Annotated in this window: 23 protein-coding genes; 5 read left to right on the plus strand and 18 right to left on the minus strand. The window is 71.9% G+C overall.

The features are described 5' to 3' along the window. Positions 1-56 precede the first annotated feature (56 nt). Positions 57-1,403: a ferredoxin--NADP reductase domain-containing protein gene (locus OG746_RS19410; RefSeq protein ID WP_266716147.1), complete on the minus strand. Its 1,347-nt coding sequence runs from the start codon at positions 1,401-1,403 to the stop codon at positions 57-59. Positions 1,404-1,497: 94 nt separating this feature from the next. Further along, a complete protein-coding gene (locus tag OG746_RS19415; RefSeq protein ID WP_266716149.1) occupies positions 1,498-2,142 on the minus strand; it encodes a DUF305 domain-containing protein in 645 nt (214 codons plus the stop codon). Positions 2,143-2,250: 108 nt separating this feature from the next. Here OG746_RS19415 and OG746_RS19420 point away from each other — a divergent pair, with 108 nt between their 5' ends. Beyond that, a complete protein-coding gene (locus tag OG746_RS19420; protein ID WP_266716151.1) occupies positions 2,251-3,750 on the plus strand; it encodes an LVIVD repeat-containing protein in 1,500 nt (499 codons plus the stop codon). On the opposite strand, the gene OG746_RS19425 is transcribed toward OG746_RS19420, so the two are convergent. From OG746_RS19425 to OG746_RS19445, 5 genes are all read right to left on the minus strand, one after another. Beyond that, positions 3,738-4,454 carry a TetR/AcrR family transcriptional regulator gene (locus OG746_RS19425; RefSeq protein ID WP_266716153.1) on the minus strand — a complete coding sequence of 239 codons (717 nt, stop codon included), beginning with the start codon at positions 4,452-4,454 and terminating at the stop codon, positions 3,738-3,740. The two genes, OG746_RS19420 and OG746_RS19425, sit on opposite strands and share 13 nt — an antisense overlap. 194 nt (positions 4,455-4,648) lie before the next feature. Then, entirely contained in the window at positions 4,649-5,344 is a 696-nt protein-coding gene (locus tag OG746_RS19430; RefSeq protein WP_266716155.1) for an HAD family hydrolase, read from the minus strand. A gap of 49 nt (positions 5,345-5,393) precedes the next feature. Beyond that, positions 5,394-6,074, minus strand: a complete 681-nt coding sequence (locus OG746_RS19435; protein ID WP_266716157.1) for a phosphatase PAP2 family protein — start codon at positions 6,072-6,074, stop codon at positions 5,394-5,396. A gap of 102 nt (positions 6,075-6,176) precedes the next feature. Then, positions 6,177-7,112: a M56 family metallopeptidase gene (locus tag OG746_RS19440; RefSeq protein ID WP_266716159.1), complete on the minus strand. Its 936-nt coding sequence runs from the start codon at positions 7,110-7,112 to the stop codon at positions 6,177-6,179. 86 nt (positions 7,113-7,198) lie between these two features. Further along, on the minus strand, positions 7,199-7,756 hold the full coding sequence (locus tag OG746_RS19445; protein ID WP_266719082.1) for a DUF5134 domain-containing protein: 558 nt from the start codon (positions 7,754-7,756) through the stop codon (positions 7,199-7,201). Between the two features lie 188 nt (positions 7,757-7,944). Here OG746_RS19445 and OG746_RS19450 point away from each other — a divergent pair, with 188 nt between their 5' ends. Further along, positions 7,945-9,621 carry an FUSC family protein gene (locus OG746_RS19450; RefSeq protein ID WP_266716161.1) on the plus strand — a complete coding sequence of 559 codons (1,677 nt, stop codon included), beginning with the start codon at positions 7,945-7,947 and terminating at the stop codon, positions 9,619-9,621. Positions 9,622-9,677: 56 nt separating this feature from the next. Then, a complete protein-coding gene (locus tag OG746_RS19455) occupies positions 9,678-10,214 on the plus strand; it encodes a MarR family winged helix-turn-helix transcriptional regulator (RefSeq protein ID WP_266716162.1) in 537 nt (178 codons plus the stop codon). 86 nt (positions 10,215-10,300) lie between these two features. Here OG746_RS19455 and OG746_RS19460 read toward each other — a convergent pair whose 3' ends face one another. Genes OG746_RS19460 through OG746_RS19470 form a run of 3 tightly spaced genes read right to left on the minus strand, consistent with a single transcriptional unit; the run spans position 10,301 to position 13,142 of the window. Next, positions 10,301-11,056 carry a cupin domain-containing protein gene (locus OG746_RS19460; protein WP_524540432.1) on the minus strand — a complete coding sequence of 252 codons (756 nt, stop codon included), beginning with the start codon at positions 11,054-11,056 and terminating at the stop codon, positions 10,301-10,303. Beyond that, positions 11,050-12,030 carry a DUF6807 domain-containing protein gene (locus OG746_RS19465; RefSeq protein ID WP_266716164.1) on the minus strand — a complete coding sequence of 327 codons (981 nt, stop codon included), beginning with the start codon at positions 12,028-12,030 and terminating at the stop codon, positions 11,050-11,052. The genes OG746_RS19460 and OG746_RS19465 overlap by 7 nt, the downstream gene beginning before the upstream one ends. Continuing rightward, the gene (locus OG746_RS19470) at positions 12,027-13,142 is read right to left on the minus strand and encodes a Gfo/Idh/MocA family protein (RefSeq protein ID WP_266716165.1); all 1,116 of its coding nucleotides are present in this window, start codon (positions 13,140-13,142) and stop codon (positions 12,027-12,029) included. Before OG746_RS19470 ends, OG746_RS19465 begins: the two co-directional genes overlap by 4 nt. Positions 13,143-13,589: 447 nt before the next feature. Between OG746_RS19470 and OG746_RS19475 the strand changes: the two genes are divergently transcribed. Beyond that, a complete protein-coding gene (locus OG746_RS19475) occupies positions 13,590-14,993 on the plus strand; it encodes an MFS transporter (RefSeq protein WP_266716167.1) in 1,404 nt (467 codons plus the stop codon). A 61-nt stretch (positions 14,994-15,054) separates the two neighbouring features. On the opposite strand, the gene OG746_RS19480 is transcribed toward OG746_RS19475, so the two are convergent. From OG746_RS19480 to OG746_RS19495, 4 genes are all read right to left on the minus strand, one after another. Then, complete coding sequence (locus OG746_RS19480; RefSeq protein WP_266716169.1) at positions 15,055-15,180, minus strand: hypothetical protein; 126 nt, start codon at positions 15,178-15,180, stop codon at positions 15,055-15,057. Positions 15,181-15,306: 126 nt separating this feature from the next. Then, positions 15,307-15,819, minus strand: coding sequence for a hypothetical protein (locus tag OG746_RS19485; RefSeq protein WP_266716171.1), 513 nt, complete (start codon positions 15,817-15,819; stop codon positions 15,307-15,309). A gap of 159 nt (positions 15,820-15,978) precedes the next feature. Continuing rightward, on the minus strand, positions 15,979-17,409 hold the full coding sequence (locus OG746_RS19490; RefSeq protein ID WP_266716173.1) for an NAD(P)/FAD-dependent oxidoreductase: 1,431 nt from the start codon (positions 17,407-17,409) through the stop codon (positions 15,979-15,981). 240 nt (positions 17,410-17,649) lie between these two features. Continuing rightward, entirely contained in the window at positions 17,650-18,042 is a 393-nt protein-coding gene (locus OG746_RS19495) for a VOC family protein (protein ID WP_266716175.1), read from the minus strand. A 93-nt stretch (positions 18,043-18,135) separates the two neighbouring features. On the opposite strand from OG746_RS19495, the gene OG746_RS19500 reads away from it, so the two are divergent. Continuing rightward, positions 18,136-18,669: a GNAT family N-acetyltransferase gene (locus OG746_RS19500; RefSeq protein WP_266716177.1), complete on the plus strand. Its 534-nt coding sequence runs from the start codon at positions 18,136-18,138 to the stop codon at positions 18,667-18,669. Positions 18,670-18,678: 9 nt separating this feature from the next. Here the strand turns inward: OG746_RS19500 and OG746_RS19505 are convergent, their stop codons facing one another. The 4 genes from OG746_RS19505 to OG746_RS19520 form a co-directional block, all read right to left on the minus strand. Continuing rightward, the gene (locus OG746_RS19505) at positions 18,679-19,362 is read right to left on the minus strand and encodes a glycerophosphodiester phosphodiesterase (RefSeq protein ID WP_266716179.1); all 684 of its coding nucleotides are present in this window, start codon (positions 19,360-19,362) and stop codon (positions 18,679-18,681) included. Positions 19,363-19,424: 62 nt separating this feature from the next. Continuing rightward, entirely contained in the window at positions 19,425-19,550 is a 126-nt protein-coding gene (locus OG746_RS19510) for a hypothetical protein (RefSeq protein WP_266716181.1), read from the minus strand. 78 nt (positions 19,551-19,628) lie between these two features. Next, positions 19,629-20,231 carry a PadR family transcriptional regulator gene (locus tag OG746_RS19515; protein WP_266716183.1) on the minus strand — a complete coding sequence of 201 codons (603 nt, stop codon included), beginning with the start codon at positions 20,229-20,231 and terminating at the stop codon, positions 19,629-19,631. Between the two features lie 40 nt (positions 20,232-20,271). After that, entirely contained in the window at positions 20,272-20,799 is a 528-nt protein-coding gene (locus OG746_RS19520) for a nitrobindin family protein (protein WP_266716185.1), read from the minus strand. Between the last annotated feature and the right edge of the window lie 29 nt (positions 20,800-20,828).

The raw sequence follows: 20,828 nt of genomic DNA on the forward strand, positions 1-20,828 counted from the left end.
TTGATTTCCGTCGTGTTGCCGGTACGTGTCCTTACCCCAGAGCTGCGTTGAGTTGTCTACGAACCCCGCGCCGCGCCCAACAGGCCCTCCCAGTCGGGGATCTTCACCGAGCCCCGCCCGAGCCCCCGCCCCAATTCCGCCTCGGCCCGCTCGATCGCCCGCCACCCGTCCCACTGCACGGGCCGCACCCCGGCCGCGATCAGACCACTCAGCGGATCCCGCGTCGCACCCCCGCTGCGTACGAGGGCGGGGACATCGTCCAGGAGGGACGCTACGGTCTCCTTGGCGCAAGGGCGGTTGGTGCCGATCACGCCCGTCGGGCCGCGCTTGATCCACCCGGCGACGTACTCGCCCGGCGCCACCCGGGCGTCCCGCAGCACCCGCCCCGCCTCGTGCGGCACGGTGCCGCTGCCCTCGTCGAACGGCAGGCCCTCCATGGGCACTCCGCGATAGCCCACCGACCGCAGCACCAGTTCCGCGCCGATTTCCTCGAACAGCCCCGTGCCGGTCGCGCCCCCGTGCCCGTCGGGCCGCGTCCGCTCGAAGCGGACCCCGGCCACCCGGCCGTCGTCGCCCGCCAGCAGCTCGGCGGGCCGTAGATAGAACCGCAGATGGATCCGTCGGCGCGCGCCCCGTGGTGGCTCGGCGGCCCAGCCGCGCAGCACCTCCACGTTGCGCCGCTGCGCGGCGGGCAGGGTGGACGGGTCGGCGTACAGCGGGTCGAGCGCCAACTCGCGCTCGTCGACGAGGACTTCGGTGTCCGGGAGGCCGCCCAGCTCGCGCAGCTCCTTCGTGGTGAAGCGGGCCTGCGAGGGGCCCCGCCGACCCACCATGTGCACATCCCGGACCTCGCTCGCGGCGAGGGTGTCGAGGGCTGCGCGCGGCATGTCGGTGGGCAGGAGCTCGGGGACGCCGCGGGCCAGCATCCGCGTCACGTCCACCGACACATTGCCCACGCCGATGGCGACGGCCGTGCGCACGCCCCGTACGAAGCCGCTTTCGATCGCATCCGGGTGGGCGCTGTACCAGGCCACGAAGTCGGTCGCCGACCAGCTGCCCGGCAGGTCCTCGCCCGGCACCCCGAGCCGCCGGTCGGCCGCCGCGCCCACGCAGTACACCACCGCGTCGTACAGCTCCAGAAGCTTGGCGGGCGGCAGCGCCGGGCCGATCTCCACCCCGCCGAGGAAGCGGACCCGCTCGTCCTCCAGGACCGCCCGCAGATTGTTCTGCAGCGACTTGATCTTCTCGTGGTCCGGGGCGACGCCGTAGCGCACCAGGCCGTACGGGCAGGGAAGTCGGTCGAGCACGTCGACGCGGACGTCCGGGACGCGGCCCTGCCCCACGAGGCCCTGCGCGGTGTAGACCCCGCTCGGGCCCGAGCCGACGACAGCGATGTGCGGCACGGGAGGCTCCCTCCGCCGGGGTGCTGATGTGTCTCAGCATGACACCGGGAGGCGCGGTGGGGGAGGGGGCGCGGCAGGGCTCAGGACATGGTGCTCAGGACATGTCGCGCATCCGGTCGATCTCGCTGGTCTGCTGCGCGATCACGTCGTCGGCCATCTCCTCCACCTGTACGTTGTTCCCGCCGCTCTTGACCTCCGTGGCCATCGTCACGGCGCCCTGGTGATGCGTGATCATCAGCTTCAGGAACAGCTCGTCGAAGGCCTGGCCCCGGGCGGCCCGCAACTTCTTCAGCTGGGACTCCGTCGCCATCCCCGGCATCGCGTCGTGCGCCTGGTGGCCCTTGGGCTCGGTGTCGCGGTCGTACTTGTGCAGCCAGCCGCGCATCGTCTCGATCTCCGGCCCCTGCGCGGCGGTGATCCGCTCGGCGAGCCCCTTGATCTTCGCCGACTTGGCCTGTTTCGCGGCCAGTCGGGTCATCTTCAGGGCCTGCTCGTGGTGCGGGATCATCATCTGCGCGTACGTGACGTCGGCGGAGTTCGGGGTGTCGTCCGACCCGCGCCGCTCGGCGTCCTTGGCCGAAAGGGTCTCGGCCACGTCGCCCGGCTTGCCCGGCGCGATGACCGAAGGCCCGGCGGACGCAGGGGAGTTGGCCTTGTCGGCGTCGCCCGAGCCCCCCGAGTCGCACGCGGTCAATGCCAGCGTCGACGCCGCCACCAGCGCGACGGCGGCAACTTTCATGACGATTGCGTTGCCAGCTATTGATCTGTGCATGAGGAAGACGATACTCGGGGAGATCCGTGAATCGTTCACGTACGAGCGAAGTCACCGTCACCCAAGGAGACAACAGTGACCCTGTACTCCCCCCGAACACGGCGCAGACGCCTGGGAGTTGCCACAGCGGCGGTCGGACTCCTCGCGGCACTGCTCGCCGCGGGACCCGTATCGGCGACGCCCGACCCGGGCGACAAGTCGTCGGCCCCCAAGAGCGTTTCGAAGAGCACCGAGGCCGAGGTCGAGAAGGCGATATCCGCCGGCGACATACCCGGCCAGGACGAGATCGTCCACTCGGACAACATCCAGCACGTCACGAACATCCCCAAGGAAGCGCTGCCCGGCACCAACTCGGACCTCGCCTTCCAGGGCAAGTACGCCTTCGCCGGGAACTACGACGGCTTCCGCGTCTTCGACATCAGCAACCCGAAGGCGCCGAAGACGGTCGCCCAGGTGCTGTGTCCGGGCTCCCAGAACGACATTTCCGTCTCCGGGAACCTGCTGTTCCTGTCCACGGACAGCTCCCGCAGCGACGACTCCTGCGCCTCCACCACCCAGCCGGCGACCGAGAAGTCGTCCTGGGAGGGCATGAAGGTCTTCGACATCAGCGACAAGGCGAACCCGAAGTACGTCTCCGCCGTCGAGACCGCGTGCGGTTCGCACACGCACACCCTGGTGCCGGAGAAGAAGAACGTCTACGTGTACGTCTCCTCGTACTCGCCGAGCGCGACGTTCCCGGACTGCAAGCCGCCGCACGACGGCATCTCCGTCATCAAGGTGCCCCGCAAGTCGCCGCAGAAGGCGGCCGTGGTGAACTTCCCGGTGCTCTTCCCCGGTGCCGGGGAGGACGGCGGCGGCAACCCCGGCGCGCCCACCAACCCGGGTGTCTCCAAGACCACCGGCTGCCACGACATCACGGTGCTGCCCTCCAAGGACCTCGCGGCGGGCGCCTGCATGGGCGACGGCATCCTGTTCTCCATCGCCGACCCGGAGAACCCGAAGGTCATCGACCAGGTCCAGGACAACGTCAACTTCGCGTTCTGGCACTCGGCGACCTTCAACCAGAAGGCCAACAAGGTCGTCTTCACCGACGAGTTGGGCGGCGGTGGCGCGGCCACCTGCAACGAGGCCATCGGGCCCGACCGCGGCGCCGACGGCATCTACGACATCACCGGCAAGGGCGACAAGCGCAAGCTGGTCTTCAAGAGCTACTTCAAGATCCCGCGCCACCAGGCCGACACCGAGAACTGTGTCGCGCACAACGGCTCGCTGATCCCGGTCAAGGGCAAGGACCTCATGGTGCAGGCCTGGTACCAGGGCGGCGTCTCCGTCTGGGACTTCACGAACTCCGCGAAGCCCAAGGAGATCGGCTACTTCGAGCGCGGCCCGCTCACCACGGACGCGATGACGACGGGCGGCTCGTGGTCGGCGTACTACTACAACGGCTACATCTACTCGAACGACATCGCGAAGGGCTTCGACGTCCTGAAGGTCAACGACGCCCGCACCGACCCGGCGAAGAAGATCCGCCTGGGTGAGCTGAACGTCCAGACGCAGCCCGACTACTTCGGCTGACTGGTCCGTTCACCGTTGACGGCCGGTGACAGCGGCTCGAAGTACCGTGAGAAATCGGCCGGTCTGCCGTGAGCGGGGCCCTCGTCGGACGACGCGTCATCCTCGTCGTCCGGCGGGAAGCCCCACTGCCACTCCAGCCCGTAGCGGCGGAACAGCTCGGCGCGCAGCGCCGCCATCGACATCGGCACGCCGGGCACCAGGATCGAGAACACGGCGCCCATCAACAGGGCGCGCAGCATCGGATAGTCCGTGTCGACGTCGAGCGTCCCGTGCCGCACGACGGTGTCGCGCAGCAGCGCCGCGAGCCGCTGCTGCTCAGGACACTGCACAAAGCCCTCGGCGTGCAGGATCCCCGCCATGTGCGTGCGCATGAGGACGGGTTGATCGCGGGCGAGGCCGAGAATCGCGTCGATGGCGCGCGCAAGCCGCTCGTCCCCGTCGTCGAATCCGGGCCGCGGCTCCCGCTCCAGCATCTCCTCAAGGGTGCGGTGCATCAGCCGGTGCACGGCGGACTGCAGCAACTGCCGCTTCCCGGGGAAGTAGTACGAGATCAGACCGCGCGCCGAGCGGGCGCGGTCCGCGATGTCGCCGAGCGTCGTCGCGTCGTACCCGCGCTCCCCGACGAGCTCCAACGTCGCCTGCAGGAGCCGTTCGCGGGAACGTCGGCGCAACTCCTCATTGACCGATGCGCTGCGGGGGGACATTCTTGACTCCTGCGTTGACTGGCTCTGAGCCAACTATACTCAGCGCTTCCCGGCCACCGGCCTGTTGGGCGAGGTGTGCGCGGGAGGGCCGGCCGTATTCGGGCGACGCGGGGGATCGTCCGAATACGGCTGGGTCATGTGCGGGGGCGTCAGGTGCCGCCGTGTCAGGGGCGGCCGCTCCGGTAGCAGGCGGCTCAGATCAGGCCGAGCACCGGCCGCAGCCCGTCCGGTCGGTCCCCGGTCGGCAGATGGTCCACGAAGTGCACCGCGCAGCCCAGCTCCGCGGCCCCGCCGTCCGCGCGCCGGTCGTCGCCCACCATCAGCGCGTCACCGGGCGCCACGCCCAACTCCTCGCAGGCCGCCGCGAACAGCCGCGGATGCGGTTTCGTGACGCCGTGCCGGTACGACAGGACGTACGCGTCGACGAACCCGTCGAGGCCGTGACCGGCGAAGACCGGGCGCGGATCCCAGCCGATGTTGGTGATCACGGCCACCGGTACGCCGCGTTCGCGCAGTCCGGCGAGCACCTCGCGGGCGTCCGGGTAGGGCTGCCAGGCGGCGGGCGTCATGTGCCGGTCGTACAGGGCGTCGTAGAGCCGCTCGTCGGGCAGCGGCACCTGGCGGGCCAGGCTCGTGTACGCGGCGCGGTGCCGCGAGGCGTCCACGTCGCGGACGGCGATGAGCTCGATGAGGTGCTCGGGGACGTTCACCGGATCTGTGCTGCCGCCCGGCAGCGCCCCCGCGGCCTCCAGGCCCTCGGCCGCACGCGTGAACTCCGCTTCCGGCAGCGTGAGTTCGCTCTTGTCGAGCACGGCGTGCAGCCAGGATTCGGTGGATTCGATGCGGAAGAGCGTCCCGGAGAAGTCGAACAGCACGGCTTTGATCGTCATGCCGTCGATCCTCCGGCGCATCGAACGCGCCGGTCAAGGAACGCACGGGTCAGGCACGGGCGTTGGGCGCCACCCACTTGCCGTACGCCGCCGTGGACAGCGTCACCGTCAGCGCCCCGAGCAGCCAGCCGGCCAGCACGTCCGACGGCCAGTGCACCCCCAGCCACAGGCGGGTCAGTCCGACGCCGAGCACCGACACCACGGCGAGCGCGAGCGCGCTGCGCCACAGCGTGCGCCCGGCCCCGTACCGCCGCAGCAGCCACAGGACGAGCGCGCACACCACGGTCGCCGTCATCGCGTGTCCGGAAGGGAACGCCGCGTAGTGCGCCGAGTCCACCGGATCGCGCCACACCGGGCGCGGCCGGTCGACGGCCGCCTTCAGGCCCTGTTGCAGCAGCGAGCCGACCAGGCAGGTGGCCGCCACCCAGCCCGCGAGCAGCCAGCCCCGCAAGCGCCAGACGAGGACCAGCACGATCACCGCGCACAGGAGCCGCATGGTCCAGGGGTCCCACACCCAGTCGGTCAGCACGCGGTTGACCTGCGTGACGCCCGGTTCGGCGAGGGCCCGGCCGTGCAGCGAGCGGACGATGTCCCGGTCGAGGCGCATCAGCGGGCTCCACCGCATCGCCACCAGAACGAGCAGCAGGACACAGGACAGGGCCAGTGCGGTGGTGAGCGCGAGGACGGGTCGGGGGCGTCGGGGCGGTGAGTCGGGCCGTACCGGGTGCATGGGAAAGATCCTCGCCCATCGGGTGCCGCGCGGGCCATCCCGGTGGACGGATCGGCGTGGTGCGGTCCCGCTATGCCGCTATGCCGCTGTCCCGCTGTCTCGCTATCCCAACGCTCGCAGGGCGGGGACGAACGTGACCAGGAGGGGGACCAGCGGGACCAGCGCCGCGGCCGCCGTGAGGCGCAGCCGGCGCGCGGGCGTCAGGCGCGAGGGCGGCGCGAGCAGCCGGTGCACGCGCTGCGGGACCTGCGCGTGCGGCGTCGGGCAGGGGCCGAACACGCCGCGGTCCTCGTTGAGTTCGACCAGCGCGAGCGCGATGCTCATGCGCCCGAAGCGGCGCGAGGCGACGTCGTCCGCCGCCAGCTCCACGAGCCGGTGCATCTCGTCCCGGAACGAGGCGAACACCGGAACCTGCGGAAAACCGGAGGCCAGCGCGCCCGAGCAGTGCAGCAGCCAGTCGTGCCGCCACCGCGCGTGACCCATCTCGTGCGCGAGCACCGCGTCCAGTTGACGCCCCTTCAGGCGCTGCAACGCCGCGGTGGTGATGATGAGTTGGGGCGTCGTGCCCGACATCCACCAGGCGTCGGGGCGCTTGCCCTCCAGGATGACGAGGCGGTCGGGACCCGGCTCCTCGCCCGGCAACAGCGGTGCGCGCTCCAGGAGTTCGGCCCGCCTCGCGCGCCGCCTCGCCCGCGCGCCGCGCACCTCGCGCACCAGCATCGCCGCCGTCCACGCCCCGCCCAGGGCGAGCGTCACGGCGACGGTCGCCGCCCACGGTCCCGCCGCGCGCAGCGCGTACGCGTCCACGACCCCGTGCGGCGCGGCCGCGAACACATGGCCGCGCACGGCGCCCCAGGCGGCCGCCGCGCTCAACGTCATCGACAGGGCGCAGCACAGGAGTACGCCCGCCACCACGCACTGCCACGCCCACAGCGCGACGATCGGCTCCCGCTCCGTCCAGTCCGCGCGCGCGAGCAACCTCGGCGCGACCAGGGCGGCAAGGGCGCCGAGCAGCAACAGTGCTACGGGGACCGTCATGGCCGTCACCCTATGAGGCGAGCGCTACCCACGGGTATGGCCTGGGGCGTCAAGTGACGCACGCCACGGTTTCGTTGATCGACGCGCTACATCGTCAGCAGCATGGCGAGCATGCCGATCCCCATCGAGAGCCGGCACGCCTGCGCCAGTTCCGGGCGGTCGCCCCAGCCGGCGGCCAGCGTTCCCGCCGCGGCCGTCGCGGTCGTTGTGGCGGGAACGAGGCGGGCGCCCGACCACAGGACGTAGGCCGTGAAGTAGAGGAAGAGCGCGCCCGTGAGGGCCGGGGCGCCCGCGCCGCCGTGGTGCGCGTGCGCCTCCGGGCGGACGGCCATCGCCACCGCCATGTACGCCATGGCGAACGTGCCCACCAAGTGGTGCAGGTGATGGGTGCCCGTCCGGGAGGCCCAGAGGGCGCGGAGCGCGGCGGCCCCGAACACGGTCGCGTACAGCAGCCACGCCCAGTGCGGCGGCGTGAGCACCGCCGCGGGGACGGCCATCAGTGCCATCCCGAATCCCATCAGGGCCTCGCCGCCGGCCGTGCGGCGCTGCTCCTCGACGTCGCTGCGCAGGCGCAGCAGGCAGTACGCGCCGGTCGCCGCGCACAGCGCGACCAGCAGCCAGGCGGCCGAGAGCGGTCCGTGCACCGGGTCCCCCATCTTGTCCGTCTCGTCGTCACGTCTCGTCGTCGGTGTCCCGTCCAGGAGATGCCCGGGCGGGCGGGGGCGTATGGCGGCGCAGGGGAGCACGGGTGGTCGCGCGGGTGGGGTGCGCGCCCCTGTGGGGCCGATCACGTCGAATCATTTACAGGTAAAACACCTGCTAAGGTTTCCTTATGAGCAGCACACCACCGTCACCTCGCACCCCCGCCGTCCATCGCCTCCCGCTCGCCGGAGTGCTGCGCCTCAACAAGCCGTCGGACGTCTGGCTCAAGCCCGCGACCAGCGTGGTCGTCGCCACCGCGATACCGAACATGGCGCTGCTCGCCCTCGGCCGGCTCGACCTGGCCATGTACACGATGGCGGGCAGCCTGTGCGCCCTGTACGCCCACAACCTCCCGTACGCGGCACGCGCGCGTGCCCTCGCGTGGGTGGTCGTCGGCATGCTCGCGAGCGTCGGGGTCGCGATGGTCTCCGCCTCGCTCACCTCGTCCGCGGCCGTCCTCGTCGCCATCGGCGCGCTGCTCGCCGCCGCGCAGAAGGGCCTGTGCGACGCCACCCGGATCGGCCCGCCGGGACACCTCATCTTCACGTTCATCAGCTCCGCGACCCTGTTCGCGCCGCAGCAGCTCGGGCAGGTGCCGGGCCACCTCGCGCTGACGCTCGCCGCCGGCGCCGTGTCCTGGATCGTCGGCATGGCCCCCGCCCTCGTCCGGCCCCACGGGCCCGAGCGCCGCGCCACCGCCCGCGCGCTGAACGCCGCCGCCGCGTACGTCGAGCGGCCCGAGCACGCGCCCGCCCGTGGCGCGGCGGCCGCGGCCGTGCACGCCGCGTGGCAGTCGCTGCTCGCCACCGGGGCGCGCACGGAGGCCCGGCGCGCCCTTGAGCGGCTCGTGCTGCGCGCCGAGGTCGCCATCGCGGCACCCGGCGACGCCGACGCGGACCAATTGCGCGCCTGGGCGGGCGGCCTGCGAGGCGCGGGCTCGGTGCCGCGGCCCGCGCGCATCGCCGGGATGGACGACGAACTCCTCGGCATCGAAGCCGAGCTCGCGGGCGGCAAGCCCTCGCTGTGGCGGCGGATCGGCCCCGGCTCCCCGGTGCTGCCCATCGTTCTGCGTACGTTCGTCGGCTGCGCCCTCGCCGGATACGGTTCGCTGGCCCTCGGTGTCGGCCGCCCCTACTGGGCCCTCGTCACCGCCGCGTCGATCTACCAGGCCAACCTCACGCTGTCCTGGAACCGCGGCATCCAGCGCGTCGTCGGCAACATCGCCGGTGTCCTCGTCTTCGCCGCCGTCGTCCCGCTCGCGCACGCCAGCCGGCTCGCCCTCGTGCTGTGCTGCCTCGCCTGCGCCTTCGGGGCGGAAGCGCTCATCACCCGCAACTACTGGCTGGGCAGCCTGTGCGTCACGCCGATGGCGCTGCTGGTCACCGAGTTCGCCCGCTACCAGGAGCCCGGCGCTTTGATCGGCGACCGTCTCCTCGACACCCTCGTCGGTGCCGTGCTCGGCGTCGTCGCGGCCATCGCCGTCACCAACCGGCGCGCCACGGACGGCATCGAGCAGGCGCTCGCCGCGAGCGACACCGCCCGCGAAACCGTCGAACGCACCCTCGCGCTGCCCACGCCCGGCCACGCCGCGCTGGAGACGGCCCGCCGCGGCCTCACCGCCGCACTCGTCGAACTGCGCGCCGCCGCCGACACCGCGGCCGGCGAGTGGTGGCAGCGCGCCCTGCCCGAGGAGCGGGTGCTCGCCGCCGAACAGTCCGGGCACCGTACGCTCGCGGCCACGGTGCGCCGGCAGGCGGCAGAAGCGGGCGTCGCCGCCTCCCCGAGTGGTGCGGGCGCCCAGCAGTAGCGGATAGTGGCGGACGCACAACGTTCGGCCCATGAGGAAGGTCCGGTCAGGCAGGAATGAGCACGCAGCAAGGCGCGGCGGCAACGGGGCCGCTCGACATCGTGTCGTCGGTCGTACGGCAGTGGCAGGCCGTGCACCCCGACATCGACACCGGCCCCATGGAGATCATCGGGCGCATCAACCGGTGCGCCGCGCTGCTCCAGCAGGCCGAGGACGCACCGCTGCGGCACGCGGGCCTGACCAGGGCCGAGTTCGACCTGCTCGGCACCTTGCGCAGGACCGGCCGCGAACTCACCCCCGGCGACCTCGCCCGCGAGACCTTCGCCTCCGGCGCCGCCGTCACCAAGCGCCTCAAGCAGCTCCAGGAACGCGGCCTCATCTCCCGCCGCGGCGACACCCGCGACCGCCGCGTCTCCCACCTCAGCCTGACGGAGGAGGGCCGGACCCTCGTCGACGAGATCCTGCCGAGTCAACTCGCGTACGAGGGGGCGGTCCTTTCGGGTCTGGGCGAGGGCAAGGACGCGCAACTCAGCGGACTGCTGGGGGAGTTGCTGCTCCAGCTGGAGGGGCGGCTGGGGAGCGGTCCCCACTAGAGCCGTCCAGGGCACGCCCAGGGCACACCCAGGGCCGTCGGGGGATGCGTGTCCCACCGACGGCCCTTCGCATACGTGCGGCGCCCTCAGCGCGGCACCGTCGCCCCCTCGATGCCGTACTCCTCGCGCCGGCCGCACATGCCCAGGCCGCCGTGGCGTGTCGGCGTGGACGTGTGCGTGGTCGACGCGGACAGGTAGGCGTCCGCATCGCCCTTCTCCAGGGCGTCGAGCTGGGCCCCGGTCCGTTCCGCCGCGGCCAGGGCGCCGGTGCGCCACAGCTCGCGCCACGCGGCCACGCGCGGGCGGACCAGGGCGGCCGCCGCCCGCTGGAACGCGCGCAGCGGCTCCGCGTCACCCGCCTCCAGGGCCTCGCGCAGCGGCAGATAACCCTCGACCGCGAGGTCCCGGCGGCGCCGCGCGGCCGCCTCCGCCTCGGGGCCCGCCGGGGCGGGCAGGGCCGCCGCGGCCGCGTACTTCTCCGGATCCGCCAGGTACTCCGGCGGGAACGTGAACACCGCGTCGCCCGCCTCCGGCAGCCCGCTGTTCTGCATCAGGACGGTGATTCGCAGATCCTCGCCCTGCACCATGCGGTGCACCGTGCCCGGCTCGAACCACGCGAGCGAACCGGCTTCGAGGGGCGTGTCCCGGTAGCCGTCCGGGCTCAGCGTCTGCACCGCGCCGCGCCCGCCCGTCACGACGTACGCCTCCGTGCACACCAGGTGCAGGTGCGGGCTGCCGCCGCAGACACCGTCCGCCGCCTGCCAGTCGTACGCGGAGATGTGGGACAGGCCGATCCCGCCGGGCAGCGGCCGGTCGAGGCCCGAGGTGTCCGGGCTCACCACGGGAGCTCCTTCAGGCGGGCGGCGACCCGCTCCTTGTCCCAGGCACCGTCGGCGACCACGATCCGGTACCGGTAGCGGAACGACTCACCGGCGGGCAGGGCGAACTCCTCGAAGAAGGCCCAGGAGAACGCGACCGTCGGAATCGGCTCCGCGCGTACGAACCAGTGCGAGGCGTGGATCGCGGCCTGCTCGTCGAGGTTCTCCGGAGCGTGCTCGAACATCAGCGTCGAGTGGGCGTCCACGTCGTCGTGCGCGGCGGTGAAGGCGAGCCACGGCCCCTGCGTGCCCATCAGCGCGCCGGGCGCGTCATACGTCGCGACGGACCCGGCGGCGTCCGCAGGCTCTTCGGGCCCGAAGACCTTGCCGCCCGTGAAGTCGCGCGGCCCGCGCCACTGAAGCCCCGTGTATCCGGCCATCTCGCGCCCCGCCGTGGTCGGCGAGCCGAAGCGCAGGGCCTCGCCGTCGGCGCGGGTGTTCGTCAGCTCGATCGACCAATCGATGGCGTACGAGCCGGACTCCGGGTCCACCGAGTGAACACGCACCCCGCGCTTCTCGCGGGCCCACTCGTCGCCGCCGTTCTCGATCCAGGTCAGGCGCTCGGTGAGGTTCAGCTCGTCGGCACCGGCCTCGACGGCGTCGAAGCCGTCGTGCCGCATCGACCCGATGCGGTCGGGCAGCGGGAGGTAACCCTCGCCGTGGACATAGCAGTTGCCGCCCCAGAAGTTCTGCCCGGAGAGGTGGCTGGCCGTCATCTGCAGGCCCTTGTGCCAGCGGTGGTCGTTGGGCCGGTAGCCCGAGACCAGGTTGCCGGACAGGGTGCGCAGCGGATGCACGTACGGCTTGCGGGCCTCGAAGGCGTCCGGGTCCGGCTTGTAGACGTAGGAGAAGAGGTCCGTACCGGTCGCGGCGGAGCGCACCACGACGCGGTCGCCGTGGGTGTGAATGACCTTGAGCGAATTCTCGGCGCTGCTCACTGCTTCGGGCTCCAATCCGGGTGGTCTCCGTGCATCGCGGCGTAGAACGGGTCGCCGGGGCCGATCTCGCCGGCCGCGACCGTGGCACCGGTGAACGCCGACTTGTACAGCGCGGCGGCGAACTCCAGCGTGCTGCGGGCGCTTTGGCCGCTGCCGGGCGGGCGGGTGCCGGCGTCGTACGCGTCGAGCAGCGCCGTCAGCTGCGCGGTGTGCGAGCTGGGTACGTCGGCGGTGGGAGCGGGCGGCTGCTCGGCGCCGGGGGCCGGGGTGTAGCGCCAGTCGTCGTTGCCGTGCCCGTACAGGTGGGTCAGCTCGACGGTGGCCTTCTCGCAGTCGATGCGGATGCGGCTCGTCTCGTCGGGCGAGAGCACGGAGTTGACGACCGTACCGAGGGCGCCGTCCTTGAAGCGGACGAGCGCGGTCGACACGTCCTCGCTCTCCGTGTCGTGCACGAGGCGGGCCGCCATCGCCCGGATCTCGGTCCACTCGCCGAGCAGGTGCAGCATCAGGTCGTACTGGTGGATGCCGTGGCCCATCACGGGGCCGCCGCCCTCGCTGGCCCACTTACCGCGCCAAGGCACCTCGTAGTAGGCGGTGTTGCGGTACCAGGTCGTCTGGCAGTGGGCGACGAGCGGGCGGCCGAGCGTGCCCTCGGTGAGCAGCGAGCGGGCGTGCACGGCGCCCGAGCCGTAGCGGTGCTGGAAGACGACGGACGCGTAGGCGCCGCTGGCCTCCTCGGCTGCGGCGATCTCGTCGTACTCGGCGAGGGAGAGGGTGAGCGGCTTCTCGCACAGCACCCAGGCGCCGGACTTGAGCGCCGCGACGGTCTGTTCGCGGTGGAACACCGGCGGGGTGCCGATGAGGACGAGATCGGGCCTCGCCTCTTCGAGCATCGCGGTCAGGTCGGTGTGCACGGAGACGTCCGCGAACCCGGCCTCGGCGGCCTGGGCGCGGAATCCGTCGAGTCGGTCCTGGTCCACGTCGACGGCGGCGACGAGGTCGACGCGGTCGCGCAGGGAGGTGAGGGCGGGCAGGTGGCTACCGGTGACGATCGCGCCCGTGCCGACGACGGCGGCACGCAGACGGGATCCCTGGCGGGAAGGGCTTGGCATGCGGGTTCCTCGCGGAGAGCTATCGGGGGAAAGCGCTTTCCGTTGCGGCCGACCCTAAGCGGCGGGCGTGGGTCCGGACAAGGGGTCCAGGGGTTCGACCGCGGGGCTCGGCCCCGACCCCCGCGCCTCGATCGCCGGCGCGGCTTGAACGGTTTCGTGCGACGTTTTTGAAACGACTCAGCCATTTGCCCCTCCACGTCGGGAAAGCCGCCGGAATCCATTGACAGGTGCGTCCGCGGCGGGTTCGTATGGGACCCGCCTGCGGGTCACGGTCGTCGGGTGCGACCGTCTGCCGCTGCCGAGTGCGGGTGCCGCGAGCCCCGCCTCCAGCAGCGTCGCCGCCGCGGGCGAGCCGCCATCAATGGAGCGTTTCAAAAACGGCTGCGGAGGTACGCCGTGCAAGCGCTTTCTACGTCGTGCGGTGGCCGGATCACACCTAGGAGAGCCATGAGCGTGACCGCGTCAAAGGAGTCGCGTACCGCGGACGCGCCCGCCACCGGGCGGGCGATGTCGAGGAAGGCCGCGGCCAGCGGCTGGATCGGCAGTGCCCTCGAGTACTACGACTGGTTCATCTACGCCCAGGCGGCGGCGCTCGTCTTCCCGGGGATCTTCTTCCCGGAGGGCAACGCGACGATCGCCGTACTCGCGTCCCTGGGCACCTACGCCGTGGGCTACGTCGCGCGCCCCATCGGCGCCGCGGTGCTCGGCCACTGGGGAGACAAGAAGGGCCGCAAGAACGTCCTGGTCCTGGCCATGCTCCTGATGGGCGTCTCCACGTTCGTGGTGGCGCTGCTGCCCACCTACAGCCAGGTCGGCATCATCGCCCCGATCCTCCTCACCCTCGTCCGCCTCGTGCAGGGCTTCGCCGTGGCGGGGGAGTTGAGCGGGGCGAGCGCGATGATCATCGAGCACGCTCCGCACGGCAGGCGCGGCTTCCTCGCGAGCTTCGCCCTGCACGGGACCGTCGCCGGGCAGATCCTCGGTGCCGCGATCTTCCTGCCCATGTCGATGCTGCTGTCCGACGAGGCCTTCAAGTCCTGGGGCTGGCGCGTCCCGTTCGTGCTCAGCGCCGTGGTCGTCATCGCCGGCTTCCTGATCCGGCGACGCGTCGAGGAGACCAGGACCTTCGAGGAGCAGCAGGAGACCGGCCCCGAGGCGCACAAGGTGCCGCTCGTCGAGGCGTTCCGGGAGAACTGGCGCGAGATCCTCCGCGCGGTGTGCATGACGCTCGTCAACGTCATCGGTGTCACGGTCTCGGTGTTCGGCGGCGCCTACGCGACGCAGTCCGGCTACGGCGTCGGCATGAGCACGAGCGTCTACCTCTGGATCCAGATCGCCGCGAACGTGGCGGGCATGTTCGTCGTCCCGGTATTCGGCCACCTCTCCGACCGGTTCGGCCGCCGCCCCATCATGATCGGGGGTGGCCTGCTGGCGGGCCTGCTCTGCTACCCGTACCTGTGGGCGGTCGGCGCCAACAACGTGCCGCTGACCTTCGCGCTCGCGGTGCTCTCCTGGGGCGTCGCCTACCAGTCCTGGAACGCGACGTTCGCCTGCTTCTTCCAGGAGCTGTTCCCGGCGGCCCGCCGCGTCACCGGGTTCGCGCTGGCGCAGAACATCGGCCTGGCGATCGTCGCCTTCCTGCCGACGATCTTCACGCTGGTGGCGCCGCCCGGCTCCTCGAACGTGCCGCTCACCATCGGCACGCTCTGCCTCGTCATCACCGTCGTCGCCTCGATCGCGACGTGGAAGTCCCCGGAGACGTACCGCATCCCGCTCGACCGACTCGGCACCCCGGGCGCGAAGCCGCTGTCCCGCGAGGAGTACGAGGAGCTGCGCGCCGCGGGGGAGTGAGGCGGCGGTGCGGACGTGGGGCCTGGTGCCACCGGCCCCACGCCCGCACCCGATGCGGTCCTCAGTGCGCCGCGCCCAGCAACACGGCAAGACCTGCCGCGATCCCGCCGAGCACACCCACGGCGGCGATGCCGAAGTCCTCGTTGTGCGGGCCCGGATCCAGCGCCGCGGCCCCGGCGTTCGTCACGCGCTGGAACTCCTTCCAGCCGGCCTGTCCGTTCCAGGACCTGGTGCCCAGGCCCCCGTCGGGGCCGAGCGGGTGTCCGCTGTAGGTGACCGTGAACCTGCGCTTGCCGCCGTCCGGCGTCCGGCGTCACGCGGACGCGGCGCCGCCTGAGGTCGCGGCGTCACCGGCACCCGGCGGGCCCCACGCGGGCCCCGCGGCACCGACGCCGACCCGCTGCCCCAACTGCCCGTCACCGACGGGCTGCTGAGCAGCCACCAGATCGGCGACGTCGCTCAGAAACTCCAGCGCCGGCTCGATCTCCCGCGGCGACTGCTCGTCCTTGTCCCAGCTGATCAGTTCCGTGTCGGTGAACCGCAGCGGATACTTCGCGGCCCGCGGATCATTGAGCAGGAACTCGGCGAGCGGCCCGTTCAACGCGGCGGCGGCGACGGACGGTTGAAGCGTCCGCACGGTGAACCGCTCGTCGAACGCCGGGTGCCCGATACCCGCATCGTCGCCCGCCCCGAACGCGCGCCGCAGCATCCCGGTGCGCTGCACCATGAACGTGCCGACCGGGTACGGGAGTTGGACTGCCCACACGGCGTACGTCGAGCTGCTGCTGTCGTCGCTGGACCCGTCGCCCATGTCGCCGTGGGGCATTGAGGTGGTGACGACGCGCCCCTCGACTGCCGCCGCGTCGCGCAGATGGCCAAGCCGAACACGATGGCACCCATGACGATCTCCCCCGTGAAAACGTGGGCAGCCCCGAGACCGGGGCTGCCCACGTGGCGACGGGTGGGGCCGTGCGCCCCGGTGGCGTCAGGTGATCGGGAGCTCCGGCTTCTCGGGGGACATGGAGCGGCCGTCGACCCGCGCCGCGATCACCTCTTGCAGCTCCTCGGCGGAGAGGTACGCGTCGGTCATCTCGAAGTCCCTGAGCGTCGCGGGACGGTGCCGCTGGAAGCCGGTGCGGACGAAGTCGTCGCCGGCGACCGCGTTGAGGGCCCAGTTGGCCGCCGTACGGAACCGGGCCGTCAGGGTGCGCAGCGCGCCGATGTGGTAGCCGCGCGCCACGACCTGGGCCGGGAGCCCGGTCAGCTGGATGCCCAGCGGCTTCGACACGGCCTGGATGCCGCCCAGGTCGACGACGAGACCGAGGTCCTTGTGGCGGTAGGGCACCAGCGGGTTGCCGCGCACCGAGGCGAGGATGTTGCGGGCCGCCGCCCAGCCCTGCCGCATCGCGTGCTGCGCGGTCGGCGGGCACATCGCGTCGCCGCCCTTGACGAGGTCCGGGACCGCTGCCGCGTCGCCGAGCGCGAACACCCCGTCGAGCCCGGGCACGGTCAGCTCGGGCGACACCACGAGGCGGCCGCGGTTGGTCTCCGAACCGAGGGTCGCCACGAGCGGGCTGGGCGCGACGCCGGCCGTCCAGATCAGCGTGTGGCAGGGCAGCTCGCGCCCGTCCGTGAGCGTCACCGTGTCCTCGGTGACGCTCGCCACCGACACCCCGAGCGAGACGTGCAGCCCACGCCGCTCAAGGATGTCCATCGCCTTGTCGCCGAGCCGATCGCCCAGCTCCGGCATGAGCTTGGGCGCCACATCGACCAGGTGCCACTTGATGAGCGCCGGGTCGAGCCCGGGATAGCGCTTGACCGCGGCGGTCGTGAGCCGCTGCAGATACGCGGCCGTCTCCGTGCCCGCGTAGCCGCCGCCGACCACCACGAACTGGAGCCGCGCCTCGCGCTCGGCGGGGTCGGAGCTGGCCGCCGCCAGGTCCAGCTGCGTGATCACGTGGTCGCGGATCCAGGCCGCCTCGGCGAGCGTCTTCACGCCCACCGCGTACTTGTCCAGACCCGGGATGTCGAACTGGCGCGTCACGCTGCCCGGCGTGAGCACCAGGTAGTCGTAGTGCTCGACACTGACCTCGCCGTTTATCTTCCGCACGACGACGGCCTTCGCCTGCGGGTCCACGCCGATCGCGCCGCCCGGCACGATCTGGGTGCGCCGCAGCATCCTGCGCAGCGGCACCGCCACGGACTGCGGGGTGAGTACGCCGGAGGCCACGTGCGGAAGCAGTGGCAGGTACAGCTGGTGCGCGGTGGGGCTGATGAGCCGCAGCACCGCCTCGCCGGGCTTGAGCTCCTTCTCCAGCTTGTGCGCGCACTCCATCCCGGCGAATCCCGCGCCGATGATCAGGATCCGGGGGACGGACGACGTACGGGAAGCGCTGGTGTTCCGCGGAGTGGTCATGTCGGATCTCTCCTGGGGTGGGCTGCGTAGGACCGGTGGGCGTCGTCGATCCCTGCGTATCCGGATTCGGCACACCCGAATCCCGAACTCACGCCATCCTCTGCCCCCGACCGGTTCACCGCACGCGTTCGCGGGAACCGTACGAGACACCCGACCCGCGCCCCACCGCCCCCGGACGACCCCCTGGGCGGGGCTCGGCGGCCTAGGCCGTTCGGGCGAGGGGAGGGCGCCCAGGGCGGCTCAGATCCCCGGCCGGTACCGGATCGGGTGCTCCTGCGGCACCTCGACGAGGACGATCTCGTGGCCGTCCGGATCCGTGATCCACATTTCGATGAGGCCCCACGGCTCCTTGACCGGCTCCCGGACCACCGTGACGCCCTGCCCGGCCAGCTCCTCGTGCGCCGCGTGCACGTCGGCCACCTGCATCCACAGCTTGAGGCTCGGCACCGGAGGCTCCGCGGAACGGCCCGCCACCTCCAGGAAACCGCCGCCGAGGAAGTACACGGTGCCCCGCTCGGGCCCGGTGCCGAACTCCCGGTACACCGCGAGGCCCAGCGCCTCCCCGTAGAACGCCCGCGACCGCTCGGGATCGGTCGGCCGGATCAGAACCCTGCTGCTCAGTACGTGAACCATGCCGACGCAGCGTAGTCCGCTCGCGTTAACCTCGACGGCGCCCGCACATTCGGCGCCCGCACACTCGCCGTCCCTCAATCTGGAGGCCCTCTCATGACCACCGTCGACCTCGTCTTCCGTGACGCCCGGCCCGAGGACGTCGACGTGCTCGTCGCCCTCATTGAGTCGGCCTACCGAGGCGACTCCAGCCGGACCGGGTGGACCACGGAGGCGGACATCCTTGAGGGGCAGCGGACCGACCCGCAGGGCGTCCTCGATGTCATCGAGGACCCCGACAGCCGGCTGCTCACGGTGGAGCGGGACGGCGCGGTCGTCGCCTGCTGCCAGCTGGAGCACCGCGGGGAGCACGCCTACTTCGGCATGTTCGCGGTCAGCCCCGCCCAGCAGGGCGCGGGCCTCGGCAAGACGATCATCACGGAGGCCGAGCGCAGGGCGGCCGAGACGTGGGGCGTCAGCGAGATGCACATGACGGTGATCGACGCCCGCGAGGAGCTCATCGCCTGGTACGAGCGCCGCGGCTACCGCCGTACGGGACGGTTCAGCCCCTTCCCGTACGGCGACGAGCGCTTCGGCATCCCGCAGCGCGACGACCTCAAGTTCGAACTGCTCGTCAAGCCGCTCGCGTAGGCGCAAAGGTCACGCGGTGAAGCGGCCCGTGCGCTTGATCTCCGGGTAGTCCGTGGTCGCGCCGTCGAGGCCGAGCGCCCGCACGAGCCGCAGATCGTCCTGGGTGTTCACGACCCAGCCGATGATCCGCAGATCGGCCTTGCGGGCGTGCTCGACGATCTCCTGCGTGAGCCGCCGGATGTTGAGCACCAGCGTCGTGGCCCCCGCCGTGACGGCCCGCTCGACGACTCCGGTGCCGTAGCGGCTGGCGACGAGCGCCGTGCGCACGCCCGGCACGAGCCGGGCGATCTCGGCGATCGCCTCGTCGTGGAACGAGATCACCTCGACCCGGTGCACCAGATCGCGGCGCAGCATCACATCGGCGAGCGCCCGCGCCGCCGCCGTGTCCTTGATCTCCGCCTGCAACGGGGTACCGACCGCGTCGAGCACCTCCTCGAAGACCGGCACGCGCTCGCCGCGCCCGGCGTCGAGGCCGCGGATCTCGGCGAGGGTCTTCTCGGCGATCGGCCCGTGGCCGTCCGTGGTCCGGTCGACGTCGGCGTCGTGCATGACGACGAGCGCGCCGTCCTTGCTCAGGTGCAGGTCGAGTTCGATTATGTCGAGTCCCCCGCGCTCGGCGGCGACGAAGGACCTCAGGGTGTTCTCGGGTTCGAGACCCATGGCTCCGCGATGCCCGATGGTGAGGAAGTTCAAGGTCGTCTCGCCTCCGTCGACTGCGGCTCTGTGCTGCCGCGCGGACGCGACAGACTCGTACACTAACGGGCCGTCTGCGTCAGGGAACCGTGCCTGCGAGAAGGACCGGAGTCGTGGGTTCTGGTGCCCACCACACCGAGGATCAGTCCAGTGATCACGGCGGCGACGAGGATGGCACGGGTACTCACGGCGGATGCGCCTCCGGACGGTACGGGCAGGGGGTGCCGACCGTCCTACCGGGCAGGTCACTCTCCGCGCGAGTCCGCTCACCCGGTGGTGGGCGCGTCTCCGTCGGCGTTGACTTCGGGGGCGGCGGGCAGCGCGTCCAGGTCCGCCAACATGCCCTGCGCGAGCTCGACTTCGGCCGCGAGGTGCCGCTCGCTCCAGCGCAGCGCGATCTGCGGGTGCGCCCACGCCTCCACGCCCTCCGCCCGCGCGGCCGCGTCCCGCACCTCCTTCAACTCGCCCTCGACGCGCGCCACATGCTCCTCGACGAGCGTGCGCAACCGTCCCGGGGCGGCGAGATGCCCCAGCCATACGCGCAGCAGCACCGGGTGCCGCAGCGACACGGCGGCCGGGTCCCGGTCGTCGGCCGCCCACGCGGCGAGCGCGTCCCTGCCCGCGCGCGTGATGGCGTACGTGCGCTTGGTGCGCGGCTCCTCCGGGCCCGAGCGCCTTGACGTGGCGTAGCCGAGCCGCTCCAGCCTGCGCAGCTCGGCGTAGATCTGGCTGAAGGCGGGGGAGCCGTAGAAGAAGCGCAGCGACGCGTCCGCCCACTTCTTCAGCTCGTACCCGGTCCGCTCGCCGGGCGGGAAGGACAGCAGTCCGAGCACGGCCCAGGCGGTCGGTGGCAGCGGAGAGGTCGGCATGGCTCCGCATTGAAGTCAGCGGAGGTCACGGGCGCAAGAGCTACTTCCGGCGCAGCTGGGCCGAAAGATGGTGCTGGAGGGGTTGGCCGACGGCCGCGAGGTCGTGGGTGAACGTGAGGGTGTCGTCGTCGGTGAGCGCGTAGCGGCGCCCCGTCGCGTCGACGTGCTTGGCGGTCGGCGTGAGGCCCACGGTGTGCGTGGCGAGCTCGACCGTGCCGTCGGCGGCGGCGCCGACCATGATCTCCGCGATCCCGGTGGGTTGCGTGATCAGCGCCTCTACGCGCCCCTCGGGCTGAATCCGCCACCAGCCGCTCTCCCGCGCCGCGGGCCGCACGGGCGCGTCATCGGCGTCGATCAGCCAGGCCCGCGCCTCGTACCGCAGAAACGGCCTGCCGTCGTGGCTGAACGTGACCTCCTGCGCGTACGTGAAGTCGCCGTCCAGGGTGGGGTATTCGCCCCGCCCTCGGCCGTGCCAGCTGCCGAGGAGGCCGAGGACGGGCGCGAGCAGCGGGTGCGGCTCGGGGATCTCCTCGTACGGGTACGAAGGCGCGGGCGCGGGGTCGAACACGGGTGGCTCCTGGGGCTAGGGGGTTACCG

Source organism: Streptomyces sp. NBC_01016, from assembly GCF_026341035.1.
Classification (GTDB): Bacteria; Actinomycetota; Actinomycetes; order Streptomycetales; family Streptomycetaceae; genus Streptomyces.